The organism is Marinobacter salicampi (assembly GCF_011074795.1).
GTDB lineage: Bacteria > Pseudomonadota > Gammaproteobacteria > Pseudomonadales > Oleiphilaceae > Marinobacter > Marinobacter salicampi.
Window position 1 is genome coordinate 1 of the sequence record NZ_JAAMPF010000013.1, and the last position, 14183, is coordinate 14183.

Annotated in this window: 12 protein-coding genes; 6 read left to right on the top strand and 6 right to left on the bottom strand. The window is 59.9% G+C overall.

From position 1 onward, the window contains the following. Positions 1-258: 258 nt before the first annotated feature. Complete coding sequence (locus tag G7W63_RS06760; protein ID WP_166255145.1) at positions 259-1440, bottom strand: BaiN/RdsA family NAD(P)/FAD-dependent oxidoreductase; 1182 nt, start codon at positions 1438-1440, stop codon at positions 259-261. Positions 1441-1839: 399 nt separating this feature from the next. On the opposite strand from G7W63_RS06760, the gene G7W63_RS06765 reads away from it, so the two are divergent. Continuing rightward, positions 1840-3630 carry a diguanylate cyclase gene (locus tag G7W63_RS06765; protein ID WP_166255148.1) on the top strand — a complete coding sequence of 597 codons (1791 nt, stop codon included), beginning with the start codon at positions 1840-1842 and terminating at the stop codon, positions 3628-3630. Between the two features lie 9 nt (positions 3631-3639). On the opposite strand, the gene G7W63_RS06770 is transcribed toward G7W63_RS06765, so the two are convergent. Further along, the gene (locus G7W63_RS06770; protein ID WP_166255151.1) at positions 3640-4443 is read right to left on the bottom strand and encodes a PhzF family phenazine biosynthesis protein; all 804 of its coding nucleotides are present in this window, start codon (positions 4441-4443) and stop codon (positions 3640-3642) included. Beyond that, complete coding sequence (locus G7W63_RS06775) at positions 4440-4775, bottom strand: hypothetical protein (protein ID WP_166255154.1); 336 nt, start codon at positions 4773-4775, stop codon at positions 4440-4442. The genes G7W63_RS06770 and G7W63_RS06775 overlap by 4 nt, the downstream gene beginning before the upstream one ends. Positions 4776-4982: 207 nt before the next feature. Between G7W63_RS06775 and G7W63_RS06780 the strand changes: the two genes are divergently transcribed. The 4 genes from G7W63_RS06780 to G7W63_RS06795 all read left to right on the top strand — a co-directional run bounded on the left by G7W63_RS06780 (position 4983) and on the right by G7W63_RS06795 (position 9311). Next, positions 4983-6401: an aminotransferase-like domain-containing protein gene (locus G7W63_RS06780; RefSeq protein ID WP_166255157.1), complete on the top strand. Its 1419-nt coding sequence runs from the start codon at positions 4983-4985 to the stop codon at positions 6399-6401. Between the two features lie 215 nt (positions 6402-6616). After that, positions 6617-7453 carry a metal-dependent hydrolase gene (locus tag G7W63_RS06785; RefSeq protein WP_166255160.1) on the top strand — a complete coding sequence of 279 codons (837 nt, stop codon included), beginning with the start codon at positions 6617-6619 and terminating at the stop codon, positions 7451-7453. Positions 7454-7594: 141 nt separating this feature from the next. Then, entirely contained in the window at positions 7595-8632 is a 1038-nt protein-coding gene (locus G7W63_RS06790; protein ID WP_166255163.1) for a hypothetical protein, read from the top strand. Positions 8633-8669: 37 nt separating this feature from the next. Beyond that, positions 8670-9311 (top strand): LysE family translocator, encoded by a 642-nt coding sequence (locus G7W63_RS06795; RefSeq protein WP_207308914.1) that lies wholly within the window; start codon positions 8670-8672, stop codon positions 9309-9311. A gap of 79 nt (positions 9312-9390) precedes the next feature. Here G7W63_RS06795 and G7W63_RS06800 read toward each other — a convergent pair whose 3' ends face one another. Continuing rightward, the gene (locus G7W63_RS06800; RefSeq protein WP_166255166.1) at positions 9391-10449 is read right to left on the bottom strand and encodes an SDR family oxidoreductase; all 1059 of its coding nucleotides are present in this window, start codon (positions 10447-10449) and stop codon (positions 9391-9393) included. On the opposite strand from G7W63_RS06800, the gene G7W63_RS06805 reads away from it, so the two are divergent. Continuing rightward, positions 10431-10943, top strand: a complete 513-nt coding sequence (locus G7W63_RS06805) for a substrate binding domain-containing protein (RefSeq protein WP_207308915.1) — start codon at positions 10431-10433, stop codon at positions 10941-10943. The two genes, G7W63_RS06800 and G7W63_RS06805, sit on opposite strands and share 19 nt — an antisense overlap. 62 nt (positions 10944-11005) lie before the next feature. Here G7W63_RS06805 and fdxA read toward each other — a convergent pair whose 3' ends face one another. Both fdxA and mutS read right to left on the bottom strand, forming a co-directional pair. Beyond that, entirely contained in the window at positions 11006-11329 is a 324-nt protein-coding gene (gene fdxA, locus G7W63_RS06810) for a ferredoxin FdxA (RefSeq protein ID WP_166255169.1), read from the bottom strand. A 213-nt stretch (positions 11330-11542) separates the two neighbouring features. Beyond that, the gene (gene mutS, locus G7W63_RS06815; protein WP_166255172.1) at positions 11543-14134 is read right to left on the bottom strand and encodes a DNA mismatch repair protein MutS; all 2592 of its coding nucleotides are present in this window, start codon (positions 14132-14134) and stop codon (positions 11543-11545) included. Positions 14135-14183: the final 49 nt, after the last annotated feature.

Here is a 14183-nt window from a genome sequence, read left to right on the forward strand (position 1 = left end):
AAATCCCCCGGTCCGCTCGCTACCGCGAAGCGGTTTAGTTCAACAGTGGTTAGATAGACCTCTTCGATATTGCAAAAACGCGACCGCTTCGTTATTACAGATTTGAAGCTAAAAGAGAAACCATCCAACAATCGATAAAACAGCAGCTTAGACCACGAGAAACATTAATTCCATGTAATAACGCGACGTCGTCATTTTCCGTTTTCGATAACGGGGTGCAGAAAGAGGCCGGTCCGCAAAAACGCTACCTGCCAAACCTCAAACAAAACCCCCAGCCGCAACCCCCGAAGCCCAGGCCCACTGAAAGTTATGCCCCCCCAAATGCCCGGTCACATCCACCACCTCACCAATAAAGAACAGGTCAGGGCGGTCCAGCACAGCCATGGTTTTTGAAGACAACTGCTGAGTATCGATGCCGCCGAGGGTAACCTCAGCGGTTCTGTATCCCTCAGTGCCTGCCGGCTTTACCTGCCAGTTATTGAGAGTGCCAGCAATCCGATCGATGTGCTGGTTGCGGTATTCCTGTATCGGGCCGTGCCAGCGGTGCAGGTCGTTGAAGACCTGGGCGAAACGCCGGGGCAGGGTCTGGCCCAGGTAGTTGGCGACGGTCGTCTGGGGTGTTTCCTTGCGCAGGGTCAGCAGGTCCTGTTTAGCGTCCTGGCCCGGTAGCAGGTTGATGCCGAGGCTGTCGCCGGGTTGCCAGAAGCTGGAGATCTGCAGCATAGCGGGGCCGCTCAGGCCGCGGTGGGTGACCAGCATGGGTTCGCGGAAGTGTTCGCCGTTGCAGTGTGCGTCCACCAGGGTGCTGGCTCCCGAGAGCGGCGCCAGTTGGGTTTTCAATTCGGGGTGGAGTGTGAAGGGCACCAGGCCCGCCCGGGTAGGCAACACTTCAAGACCAAACTGGCGGGCTAGCTCATAGCCAAAGCCGGTGGCGCCCATGGTGGGGATGGACAGGCCGCCGCAGGCCACTACCAGGGATTCGGCGCTCAGCTTGCCGGCGCTGGTGTGGAGGCTGTAGCCGTTTTTGCCTTCAGTCACGCTGGTAATTGCTGTTTCCAGGCGAACCTCGGCTCCGGCCCATTCACATTCGGTGAGCAGCAGGTTGAGGATGTCCTTGCTGCTGTCCTTGCAGAACAGCTGTCCGGCGGCTTTTTCCTCGTGTTCGATGCCGTGGCGCTCCACCACCTCAAGAAAGTGCTGGGGAGTGTAGCGCTTGAGGGCGGAAATGCAGAAATGGGGGTTCTGGGAGAGGAAGTTGGCCGGGCTGCTGTTCAGGTTGGTGAAATTGCAGCGGCCACCGCCGGACATGAGGATCTTCTTGCCGGCTTTGTTGGTGTGATCCAGCACCAGAACCCTGCGCCCGCGATAGCCGGCGGTGGCGGCGCACATCAGGCCTGCGGCACCGGCTCCGATGATGATGACGTCGTAATGGGAAGACATGGCGGCCTGTATGGGGTTTTGAGTGAAAGCGGGATTATACGGGTCGCAGCAGCAGGCGTCTTGCCGGATGCGTCCTTTGGGGAAGGGCCCCGGCATGCCGGTGTTCTCACATTAAATCGCGGACGGTTTAGGAGTGCCGGTGAGGGAGTGTGGTTCAATGGTTGAGTAAAAAGATGCCACATGCAACTAAAGGGTTCCGGCGACGGGTACTGCGTAGCGCTGGAAGATATGGATGTTTATACTACGGGTGGACCAGAATGAGCCCGGAGCCGGATTACCGAGGCCAGCAACAGCTGTACTGGAAAAGGATAGGCCGCAAGTGATGTGTAGATTTGACGAAACATCAACCCGACTTCGTTCAGGGCAGGGGCTCCCCCATGCCTGCTTGGCCATGTGCCGATGAAAATGCCGTCGGCTACCCCCCGGTTCCGGTCCATTTTCCGGGCCATGCTCAACCGGATTGTAATCATCGCAGCGCTTTCGGTTCTGGGTCTGGGCATAGTGAATTCCGTCATGGCCTATCAGAGCAGTCTTAAACGGTCCAACTGGCTGGCCAAAAGCCTGGCCAGCACCCACGCTCCCGACTTGATTGACCTGGTTCAGGCCCGGCATGCCCGTGCAATTGAGCAACTGCTGGCCAGTATGGTGGCTTACCCCGAGATTGCTTCGGTTTCCTTTAATACCGCCGCCGGTTCCGTTTACCAGTCCGGTGTACTCTCTGCCAACAGTACCTTCGACCTTGTGCTTCCCGTTCAGGCCTCCGGCGATGAGCAGCCGTTACGGGGGAAGCTGTCAGTCAGCTTCGATAAGGACTACCTTCGTGACGGCGTGATGGCCGAAGTGCTCAGTGATGCGCTTCTGTTTACCCTGTTTATGCTGGTGATCTACCTGATCATCCACCGCTCTTTCAGCCGCCACTTACGTGCTCCTTTGTCCGAGATAGCCCTGTACAGCCAGCGGCTCGCCGATGACCTGCGGGCCCCTCCGCTTCAACTGGAAAGGCCGGCCCGACCCTGGCGGGATGAAATCGACCTGGTCAGCGACGGCTTTGCCGCCCTCAGGGAGGGCATAGCGCAGTCCATGGCCGAACGGGATTCGGTGGTCGAAGAGCTTGCCCGGGAGCGGGACCAGCTGGACGCCCGGGTGCGGGAACGCACCGACGAGGTCCGCCAGATCAACAACTTCCTGGAAATGCTGTCCCGTTTCTCCATGTCGATGATCGACCAGGACTCATCCCACCAGGGCGGGGCCATGGACGACGCCATGGAGGAACTCTCCGGTCGGGTTGGCGCATCCGCCTGTGGCATTGCTACGTTCAGTAACAACGGTAACTGGCGCTGGCGCTATGTCTGGCGGGGTCCTGGCGTAGAGCCCGTGTATAATGAGGCCGAGGCGCTGTTCGGCATACCCCGCAGCCACGGTTGGTCCGTTGGCAACGACACCCTGCTGTCAAATTCGCTGACCTGTGCTTTCCAGACCCAGGACCGCGGTTACCTGCTGGCCTTCTATGGGGTCGAGCAGGCGCCCATGCTGCTGATGGAGCAGCGCCTGCTCCAGATGACCGCCGAGGTTTTCTTCAAGCTGATCGAGCGCTGGCAGCACCTGGACAAGCTCGAAGACAACCGCCGTGAGCTGTTCCGTCTGTCCCGTACTGACCATCTCACCGGCCTGGCCAACCGGCGCTACTTCGACGAAGCCAAGATCATCGAGGGCCGGCGGGCCCAGCGCACGGGCAGCCCGGTGTCGGTGCTCATGGCGGACGTGGATTTCTTCAAGTCCTACAACGATATTCTCGGCCATGGCAAGGGCGATGACTGCCTGGTTCAGCTTGCCAACATGCTGGCCCACCACTGCCGCCGGGCAGGGGAGCTGCCCGCCCGCCTGGGTGGCGAGGAGTTCGCGATACTGCTGCCGGAACATGACGCAGCCAGCGCATTGGAAGTTGCCGAGCGGGTGCGGTCGTCGGTTTTCGACCTGGGCATCCGGCACCCGGGCTCACCGCTCCAATGCGTGTCCATCAGCATTGGCTGTGCGACCTGGTGGGGTGACCGGAACGCGGGAGCGGTAGAGACCGTGTTCGACGCCCTGATGGCCGAAGCGGACCAGAACCTCTACGAGGCCAAGAGTTCCGGCCGCAATCGCGTGGTCGCCAGTGAGCCTGAAAGCAGCCTCTCGGAGAGGCCCGCTTAAGCCCACTATTCACAGATGAATCGTGCCCTCCATATAGAACGCGGCCTGGCCGGCGATGGCGACACGGTCATTGCGGAGCTGGCATTTAAGCACACCACCACGGGCCGATACCTGATGGGCCAGCAAGTCTGATTTATTCAGGCGTTCAGCCCAGAAAGGCGTCAGCACGCTGTGGATTGAACCGGTCACCGGGTCCTCATCAAAACCAAAGGCAGGGGCAAAATAGCGGCTGGCAAAGTCACTGTGATCGCCGGGCGCCGTGACAATCACGCCATTTTGCCCCAGCTTGCGTAACAGTGACATGTCAGGGCTGAGGGCCCGAACCGCTGCTTCGTTTTCCAGCTCGACCAGGTAATTACCGCCGCCTGTCACCAGGTGCACGGTCTCCGCCGCACCGGCAACAGACTGTTTCAGGGCTGCCGGCACCGGGACTTCGGTGGTCCTGAGGTAGGGGAAATCCAGCTCCAGCCAGTTATCCGCTTTTTTGGCAACGCCAAGCAGGCCGCTCTTGCAGGTCAGGGTAATGCTCTCACCACTCCAACCAAGTTTGTTGAAAATGACCCAGGCACTTGCCAGGGTGGCATGTCCGCACAGATCCACTTCGGCCGCGGGCGCGAACCAGCGGAGGTAAAAATCCGCATCAGTGCCTGGCGTCGCCACGAAAAACGCCGTTTCCGAGAGGTTATTCTCCAATGCAATCTGCTGCATCAGGGCATCGTCCAGCCAGTCTTCCAGCGGCACAACGGCGGCCGGATTACCGCCAAAGAGGTGATCGGTAAAGGCGTCAACCTGGTAAATGGAAAGGGGCTTCATGTCTTTTCCTTGGTGTTGTCGAGCGTTGATGGGCTTTGGCGCGCGCCGGCGTAGGCTTCGGCCCGGCTTTGGCAGAAAGCCGCCAGCTCAGCCGGGCTGTAAAGGTGGATCTCCAGAGGCCCTGCCAACAGGCGCAGGGTCCAGTGATCGATGTGTTCCCGGGTAATCTCATAGCCTAGACGGTTCAGCGTCATCAAGGCTTGTTCGGGCGCGGGAAAGAGCGCGTCCACCCGGTTTTTCGGCAAACCAGCTCCGTACAAGCCGAAGAGATCCTTCGGGGTCGACCCCGCGATCTGGCAACAAGGCTGTACCAGTCTGGCGAAAGCGTTCATGGCGGCGTCCTGTCATGGCCCGGATGCGTTTTCTGTCAACGTCCGGATAATAATGAGCCATCATTGTGTAGCCGCCGCCTGAACCATAACAGATTCAGATAAATTGCTTTTGAACCGGTACAGATACCATTAAGCTTGATCTGTACTGGTCACATAACAGGCAAACTGTACTGCCACCCGTTCAGCGGTCTCTGTCAGGATGTGCTCATGGGCATACTCTATAACCGTGTTGCAGATCAGCTTCAGTCTTTGATTCACGAGGGCGTCTACCGTGAAGGGGAGCGCCTGCCCGGCGTACGGGTTCTGAGTCGCCAGTTCGGCGTAAGCATTTCAACAGTTCTTCAGGCCCATCAGACTCTGGAAAGCCGAGGCTACCTGGAAGCGCGGGAGCGGAGCGGGCATTTTGTCCGGCTGGCCCGGACCGAAACCCCCATGCCATCCATGGCCCGGCCCAAGGCCCAGCCGCTGCCGGTCAGCGCCCGGGACATGGCCTTGGACCTTTGCTCCGTGGAGCGCAATACCCTAGTGCCCTTCGGGGCCGCAGTTCCGCATCCGGATTATCTGCCCCTGCGGCAGATCCAGCAGGCCTCGATCTGGGCCGCCCGCCAGGGCCTTGAGACCCTCGACTATTCCTTTCCCGGCAAACCGGTATTCCGGCGTCAGCTTGCCCAACGGATGACTTCCCTTGGGGTGCTGGTGGCGCCGGTTGACATCATAGCCACTAACGGCGCCCAGGAAGCCATCATTCTTGCGCTGCGGGCCCTTACCAAACCCGGTGACATCGTCGCCATCGAGTCGCCGTCATTCCCGGGCATCCTGCAGTCACTGGAGATCGTTGGGCTCCGGGCCATCGAGATTCCGGTACATCCCGTGGATGGCATCAGCCTGGAAGGTCTGCAGCTCGCCCTTGAGCAGTGGCCCATCAAGGCCTGTGTGGTGGTTCCCAACCACAGCAACCCGGTGGGGGTGTGCCTGACCGACCAGCGTAAACAGCAACTGGTGACCATGCTTTCTGAAGCAGGGGTGCCTCTGATCGAGGACGACATCTACGGTGACCTGCCCCATGAAGGAGACCGGCCAAGGCCGGCGAAAGCCTTCGATCAGACCGGCAATGTGATCTACTGCAGTTCGTTTTCCAAAACCATGGCGCCGGGGCTGCGTCTTGGCTGGGTGCTGCCCGGTCGTTATTTTGCCGAAATCAGCCAGCAGAAGTACTTCTCTAATCTTGCCACGGCCTCGTTGCCCCAGGTGGCGGTGGCGCGTTTCCTTGAGCAGGGCGGTTACGACCGTTACCTGCGCTCGGCGCGTCAGCAATACCGGGACGCCACCGAACGCATGCGGGCCGCCGTTGCCCGCTCGTTTCCTGACGGCACCGGCATCAGCAAGCCCATGGGCGGTTTTGTACTCTGGGTGGAGCTGCCCAAAGGGGTTTCCGGAACCGAGGTTTTCGGGGCAGCCCGGGCCAGCGGTATCAATGTCGCCCCGGGCAAGATGTTTTCGACCACCGACAAGTACGAGAATTACCTGCGTCTTAACTGCGCCAATCCCTGGACGGATCGCATAGACAGGGCGACCCTGCGCCTGGGGGAAATCGTCCACCAGCAGCTGGCCCAGACGAACCGCTAGCGGGTTCCTGCTGAGCCCCGGTTTCAGCCCGTCCTCCCTCGCCTTGTTTTGGCCCCGAATGACAGGCAAAAGCGGCGGTTCCGCCGGTTATAAATTGGTCTATAGGTCATGACTAGGGTATAAAATGAAGCGACTGCTTTAATGAATACCGGTTGTTCTTTGCTCCCCCAAAAAGATCAAAACCGGACAGAAAGACAATAAAAAAGGAGGCGGCCATGGCCATCAGTTCAACACCGGAAGGGGTAAATGTTGCCCCGCGCCACATCCGTTTTGACGTTACCGACGACCTCAAGACACTCTGGCATGGTAACGATGCGTTCCGGACCGCTTTCTTCAACGCCTTGTCTCTGCAGTTTCCCGACGGCGAGCAGCAGTTCATCAATGCCGTGCGCTTGTATCGGGACAAGATCGACGATCCCAAGCTGAGCGAGGAGATCCGCGGCTTTATCGGCCAGGAAGCGCTCCACAGCCGTGAGCACAAGCACTACAACGAGGCCCTCAAAGCCCGTGGTTACGACATCGACCGGCTCGATGCCCGCTTCCGCAAGCATATGGAGTGGGTAGGGAAGCTACCGCCGAACCGGCAGCTGGCGGGTACCTGTGGTGCCGAGCATTACACCGCTGTGCTGGCCAATGCCATATTGCGGAACCCCCAGTGGATGGCCGGTGCTACCCCCACCATGCGGGAACTCTGGCGCTGGCATGCCATCGAGGAAACCGAGCACAAGGCGGTGGCTTTCGATGTGTACCGCCACTGTGTCGGCAATGAACGGCTGCGCCGCATTGTCTTCCTGTTCGTGACCTACAATTTCTTCAAGTACACCTTCCTGAATACCTGCAGCCTGCTCAAAACCGACGGCAAGCTCTGGAACCTGCGAACCTGGATCGGTGGGGTAAGTTTTCTGTGGGGCAAGCCCGGGGTCCTCAGGCACTGTCTGCCCGAGTTCCTGGCCTATTTCCGCAAGGGCTTTCATCCCTGGCAGCAGGACAACCGGGACCTGCTCAAAAGCAGCCTGTCTGAACTTGATGGCGATTACCGTCAGGCCTCCTAAGCCGCCCCGGCTGGCCGAAACATCCCCCTACCAGTGCCGCCAAAGCTAATGGGTGCAACCTGAGGCCGTGGTAGGCTCTCATTAAGTGCAGGACCGCCTGCACGCCTCGACTCGTCCCGTTACCCGATTTCAGGAACCAACATGACCGCTAACAAGGACACCGCCTCAGCTTTGCTTGAACAACATGTCAAGCACGAACTGACAACGCTCAAGGGCGCCAAGCTTCGCAAGTTCCTGGCCACTGAAGTGAATGATCTTTTCCAGCGCGCCGATGAAGTTACCCTCGCCCGCCTGGTGTCAGCAGAGCAGATCATGGGCGTGATCCGGCGCACTGTGGTCAACATGGAGCTGGACGGCGGTATTCCGGAACTGGCCGGCGAGATGGCTACGGAAGTCCTCAACGCGCCGGTGCAGGCCCAGACACCTCTTAAGGACATCCTCAGCCGGGAGCAGGCCACCGCCTTCCTGGAAGAGGCCCTTGAGTTGCGGCACCAGCGTGAAAGGTTCATCAGCGAGATCATGGCGCATCCGGTCTACCAGGAGCTGGTGGCAAACCTGGTGTACCACGGCCTGGTGAACTACCTCTATGAAGACAACCTGATCACCAAGAGCATGCCGGGTGTGGGTTCGATGATGAAGTTCGGTAAGCGGGTGGCCAATCGCGCCATGCCGGGTATTGATGAAACCTTTGAGCGACGCATCAAGAGCTGGCTCTCCGACAGTCTGCCGGGCCTGATTGCCCGCAGTGAGAGCTTCCTGAACAAGGCCCTGTCAGACGACGAGCTCCACGACACTGTCATGGCGGCCTGGGTGGCGGTTGAGGAGAAAACCATAGGCGAGCTCCGCGAGGGCATGGGCGAAGTCCAGCTGCAGGAGTTTGTTGTGCTGGGGTATGACTTCTGGCTGCACTTCCGCAAGACCGCCTACTTTGAAGGTTGCTGTCAGGCGGTGGTGGACCATCTTTACGTCAAGTACGGCGATCAACCCATTACCGAACTGCTGGGCGACGTCGGGGTTACCGAAGAGGTGGTGATGGCGGAGGTGGACGCCCTGGTGCTGCCCCTGGTGGACGTTTTGCGAGAAGAGGGTTACCTTGAGGCCATGCTGCGCCGTCGTCTTGAGCCCTTCTACCGCTCGGCGGCGGTCAGGAAAATACTGGACAACCAGGCTAAGGAGTAAACACTGGCGCCTGGTCTGATTTTGACAGGACCTAATCATGCCCCCTGCCGAGTTGTTATGGGCCTACCTGCTGGCCACTGCACTACTGACCATTACGCCGGGTGTGGATACTCTGCTGGTGCTGCGCAATACCAGCCGCGGCGGCCTCAGAGACGGGGTGATCAGCAGTTTGGGGATCTGCAGCGGCTTGTTCATCCATGCTACCCTGTCCGCCATCGGCATATCGCTGATCCTGGTCCAGACCGCCTGGGCCTTCTCCCTTCTCAAATGGGCCGGTGCCTGTTACCTGATCTGGCTGGGCCTGACCAGCCTGTATGAAGCCACCCGCAAGAACACGCGTGTGCAGACACAGATATCCGATACAAAATCGCCCGCCGTGAATGGCTGGCGTTCCATGCGGGAAGGGCTGCTGTCCAATGTGCTCAACCCCAAGACAGCCCTGTTCTACATGGCTTTTCTGCCGCATTTCATCGATCCCCAGGGGCCGGCGTTTTCCCAGTCGATCGTACTGGCAGCGATTCACTTCGCCATGGCCATGATGTGGCAATGTGGGCTGGCGCTGGTGGTGGTGAAAAGCCAGGCGGTGGCAGTCAGTCAGAGGTTCAAGCGGGTCATGCACTTCCTGACCGGTGGCGTATTTGTCGGCTTCGGGGTCAAGCTGGCAATTACCCAGCCTTAGCCCAGGGCGAGCTTCAGCACAGCAGCGGACAAGACCCGGCGTCTGTTGAAGCCGGGTCCCGCCTTACGGTCGGCTACGATCAGGGAATGATCTTCTCGGCGCGCAGGCGATCGAACAGGTCCAGGAAGGCGCCTCGGGTCTCACGGAAATGGTCGAACCCGAAATCCCGTGACTTGGTGGTGTCGTTCACGCACTCCTGGTCGCGACCCAGGTCGGCATCGGTGTGCCACCAGGAAGCGAGCCTGGTGACATCCGGCTCGACCAGATCATGCTTCTCGGCAAGGTCACGCCAGACCGGACCGACCTCGCTCATCTGCGTTGCCAGCGGTTGCGGTGTCTCAGGGCAATCGGCCACTTCGAGACCGAAGTACTCACCAATCTCGCGCCACATGCGGCGCCAGCGAAAAACGTCACCGTTAACCGTGTTAAATGCCTGGTTCGCCGCCCCCGGCGTAGTAGCAGCCCACTCCATCTGGCGCGCCAGAACCAGCGCATCAGTCATGTCGGTCAGCGCGTTCCATTGAGTCTGGGAACCGGGGAAAACGAACGGTTGGCCGGTCGCCTTGCAGATCGAGGCGTAGACCGCAAGGGTGGTGCCCATGTTCATGGCATTGCCACGGGCGTAGCCAATCACGGTGTGCGGGCGATGTACGTTCCAGGCGAAGCCCCGACGTTCGGCGATTTCGAACAGCACATCCTCCAGCGCGTAGTAGAAGTTGTCGCCGGGAACCCGGGGCTCGGATTCGCGGAACGGCGTCTCGGTACGACCGCTACCGTAGGCTTCGAATGAGCCGAGATACTGCTTGGTGCCCGTGACCAGGGACGCGTGCTGAAGATCGACCTCCTCGAGTGCCGCGAAGAGATTGCGCATCATGGCGCTGTTGGCCTCGACATTGCCTTTCTCATTCTCACGACCAATCCAGGTGCAGTAAAAAACATGGCTAATCGGCAAGTCGGCCAGTGCCTTGCGGGTAGCCGTCTCGTCGAGCAGATCAGCGGCGACCGGAATCACTCCGCTGTGTTCAGTTGCGCGGCGGGAAAGCCCGTAGACTGTCCAGCCGCTGGCAACCAGGTAGGATGCCAGATTGCCCCCGGTAATGCCGGTGGCGCCGACCACCAGTGCGGTACCTTTACGCATGTGCTGTCTCCTTTCGTGAACAAAACTACGTAGTCGCGGCCTCACCGAGCTATCTTCAGGCACATGGCGAGCCTGACTCGCCGCAGGCGCTCAGTGAACACAACTGCCTGCTCTATCAGGGTGAAATGGGCGGGCAACGATGGTTCTTTCAGAGTCCGGATCAGACCGGTGCCACGCCTTTCGAGGTCACCGGCAATCTTTACAGCAACGATGCCCTCAGCCTTGTTCAGGCGGCCCTGCTGGGCCAGGGGCTGGTGATGTTTCCGACCTGGCTGATTAACGAGGAACTCGAATGTGGGGCGCTGGTTGCTATGCTTGAACCCTGGCGCTGCGAGGTCATGCCTGGGCGCCGGGACATCCATGTGCTGACCACCGAACGTCGCCTTCGGTCAAGCAAGGTCCAAACCTTCCTCGACTATCTGTTTGAATCGTTAAGCCCTGAACCCCCTTGGGATCGCTGGCGTGAGAAAATGCTGACTGGCATAAAAAGCTGAAATAAAAAAAGGGAAGCGAGTGCTTCCCCTTCTAAATTGCACAATCTCCGACCAGGCGTTGCCTAGCGCTCCAGGTACTTGAGCTTGTCGGGCTTGCCGTCCCATTCGGCGGCATCCGGCAGGGGGTCTTTCTTTTCGGTGATATTGTCCCACTTGGCGGCCAGTTCGGCGTTCAGTTCGATGAACTGGGTCTGGTCCGCGGGCAACTCGTCTTCCGAGAATATGGCCTCTGCCGGGCACTCAGGCTCACACAGCGCGCAATCGATACACTCATCCGGATCAATGACCAGAAAGTTCGGGCCTTCGTAGAAGCAGTCAACCGGGCACACTTCAACGCAGTCGGTGTACTTGCACTTGATGCAGTTATCGGTAACGACAAAAGTCATAATCGGATTCCTGGTATTGGCGTCTGTCTCATCAGCGGGCGTGTCATGCGGAGCCGGGCGAACCTGGGGTTCACCGGGGCTTGAGGCGCTGGCCGTCCCTTTATCATAAGTACTTTTTAACAAGTACGCTGAAAGTTGGCCGATATTGTAGGGAGGCGCCCGCCTTGTCGCAAGCGCCGGCTTGCTCTAAGTATATTCCCGGCGGCCCCGGGCTTAGTTATTCATCTTTGCCTTGAGTTCATACAGTCGCTCAAGGGCCTGACGGGGGCTGAGGTCATCCACGTCCAGGGCCTCGAGGGCGGCTTCCACGGCACTGGGCCCGGCACTGGCAAACATATCCCCCTGCAGCACCGTCACAGGTTCCTGCTGCCTGGTTTTAAGGGGCGCCGCCGGGCTGGCGCTGCCTTCAAGCTGCCTGAGCTGCTGTTTGGCGTTGGCAATCACCCCGGCCGGAACCCCCGCAAGCTTGGCCACCTGCAGACCGTAACTCTGGCTGGCCGGGCCTTCGTGTACATTATGCAGGAACACGATGGAGTCTTCGTGTTCGGTGGCGGTCAGGTGAACGTTTACCGCATGTTCGAGCTGGTCTGCCAGCTGGGTCAGTTCGAAATAGTGGGTGGCGAACAGGGTATAGCATCGGATATCCCGGGCCAGATGTTCCGCGGTGGCCCAGGCTAGGGACAGACCGTCAAAGGTGCTGGTACCACGGCCCACTTCGTCCATCAGCACCAGGCTGTGTTCGGTGGCGTTGTGGAGGATATTGGCGGTCTCCGTCATTTCCACCATGAAGGTGGACCGGCCACCGGCGATGTCGTCCGAGGAGCCCATACGGGTAAAGATCCGGTCCAGGGGGCCAAGGCAGGCGCGCTGGGCGGGCACAAAGCTGCCGGTGTAGGCCAGCAGCGCAATAAGGGCAGCCTGGCGCATGTAGGTAGATTTACCCCCCATGTTGGGGCCGGTAATCACCAGCATGCGGCGGCGCTGGTCAATCAGCAGGTCGTTGGGCACATAGGGTTCTTCCAGCAGCTGTTCCACCACCGGGTGGCGTCCCTGCTCAATGTCAAACCCCGGCTGGTCGGAGAATTCCGGTGCACTGAAACGCAGGGAGGTGGCGCGCTCGGCAAAGTTGCTCAGCACGTCCAGCTCGGCCAGAGCCTGGGCGCTGTCCTGCAGGGCGGCAAGGTGCCCAGCCAGGGTTTCGAGGACCTCGTCATAGAGCGCCTTTTCCCGGGCCAGGGCGCGGCTTTTGGCACTGAGGGCCTTATCTTCGAAGGTCTTGAGCTCAGGGGTGATAAAACGCTCGGCATTCTTCAGGGTCTGGCGACGGATGTAGTCCACCGGTGCCTGGGCCGACTGCGCGCGGCTGATCTCGATGTAGTAGCCGTGCACCCGGTTATAGCCCACTTTGAGGGTGCTTATGCCGGTACGCTGCCGCTCCCGGGTCTCCACGTCCAGCAGATACTGGCCGGCGTTCTCGCTGATGTTGCGCAGGTCGTCCAGCTCGGCGTCAAAACCGTCCCGGATCACCCCGCCTTCACGGATCACCACCGGGGGGTTGTCCATGATGGAGCGAGACAGCAGATCAGCTAGCTCCGGGTACTCGCCGATGGTAGTGGCAAGTTTAACGATATGGTGGGACTTGACCGGAGTCAGAGCCACCTGCAGGTCGGGCAGGGCGGCAAAGGTGTCACAAAGCCGGGCAAGGTCCCTTGGCCGGGCCGAACGCAGGGCCACCCGCGCCAGAATGCGCTCGATATCGCCGACCCGCTTGAGCAGGGCGTGCACCGGTTCATAATGAAAGCTGTCCAGAAGTGCCGTAACGGCCTGCTGGCGCTGTCTGACGACGCTCACATCCCGCAGGGGGCGATTTAGCCAGCGCCGCAGCTGGCGGCCACCCATGGCGGTGGCGGTTCGGTCCATCACCCAGGCCAGGGTGTGCTGGTGGCCGCCCATCAGGTTGGTGTCTATCTCAAGGTTGCGCCGGCTGGTGGCATCCAGGATGACTGTGTCTTCTCGGCGCTCCCGGGTCAGCTTGCGTATGTGTGGCAGGGCTGTGCGCTGGGTGTCCTTGGCGTATTGCAGCAGGCAGCCGGCGGCACAGATGGCCAGCACCAGCTCTTCACAGCCGAAACCGGTCAGGTCACGGACCTGAAGCTGCTGGCAGATCACCCGGCGGGCTGTATCGTATTCGAACAGCCAGGGGCCCTGGCGGCGGATGCCGGTGAAGCCAGCCAGAATTTCCTCATAGGGAAAGTCTTCGCTGATCAGGATTTCTGCCGGCCGGAGCCGTTGCAGCTCACCCTGCAGGGCCTCGAGGCTGGTCAGCTCTGCCACTGAAAAACGGCCGCTGGAAATGTCCAGGGAGGCAAAGCCGAACTGCTCCCGCTGACTGAAAATGGCGACCAGCAGGTTGTCCCGGCGCTCCTCCAGAAAAGCGTCGTCACTCAAAGTACCGGGGGTGACGATTCGGACAACCTGGCGATCCACCGGCCCCTTGGAGGTGGCTGGGTCACCGATCTGCTCGCAGATGGCGATGGACTGGCCGGCCCGGACCAGCCGCGCAATGTAGTTTTCCGCTGAATGGTAAGGTATGCCCGCCATGGGGATGGGATTACCGCCGGAATGACCACGGGCAGTAAGGGTAATCTCCATCAGGTCGGCGGCTTTCTTGGCATCGTCGTAGAAGAGCTCATAAAAGTCCCCCATCCGGTAAAACACCAGCTCATTGGGATGCTCGCCCTTGATCCTCAAGTATTGCTGCATCATGGGGGTATGGTTTGAGCGGTCGGACGGAGTTACTGCCATGGGTTACCCGGTTCTGGGAAAGCGGCTTTGGACGCGCTTTCTGAATGTT

Excerpts from the sequence above, each read along its gene's own strand:
- G7W63_RS06785 (WP_166255160.1), top strand. The coding sequence starts at position 6,617 with ATGGCCATCAGTTCAACACCGGAAGGGGTAAATGTTGCCCCGCGCCAC.
- G7W63_RS06780 (WP_166255157.1), top strand. The coding sequence starts at position 4,983 with ATGGGCATACTCTATAACCGTGTTGCAGATCAGCTTCAGTCTTTGATT.
- G7W63_RS06795 (WP_207308914.1), top strand. The coding sequence starts at position 8,670 with ATGCCCCCTGCCGAGTTGTTATGGGCCTACCTGCTGGCCACTGCACTA.
- G7W63_RS06765 (WP_166255148.1), top strand. The coding sequence starts at position 1,840 with ATGAAAATGCCGTCGGCTACCCCCCGGTTCCGGTCCATTTTCCGGGCC.
- G7W63_RS06790 (WP_166255163.1), top strand. The coding sequence starts at position 7,595 with ATGACCGCTAACAAGGACACCGCCTCAGCTTTGCTTGAACAACATGTC.
- G7W63_RS06770 (WP_166255151.1), bottom strand. The coding sequence starts at position 4,443 with ATGAAGCCCCTTTCCATTTACCAGGTTGACGCCTTTACCGATCACCTC.
- mutS (WP_166255172.1), bottom strand. The coding sequence starts at position 14,134 with ATGGCAGTAACTCCGTCCGACCGCTCAAACCATACCCCCATGATGCAG.
- G7W63_RS06760 (WP_166255145.1), bottom strand. The coding sequence starts at position 1,440 with ATGTCTTCCCATTACGACGTCATCATCATCGGAGCCGGTGCCGCAGGC.
- G7W63_RS06775 (WP_166255154.1), bottom strand. The coding sequence starts at position 4,775 with ATGAACGCTTTCGCCAGACTGGTACAGCCTTGTTGCCAGATCGCGGGG.
- fdxA (WP_166255169.1), bottom strand. The coding sequence starts at position 11,329 with ATGACTTTTGTCGTTACCGATAACTGCATCAAGTGCAAGTACACCGAC.
- G7W63_RS06800 (WP_166255166.1), bottom strand. The coding sequence starts at position 10,449 with ATGCGTAAAGGTACCGCACTGGTGGTCGGCGCCACCGGCATTACCGGG.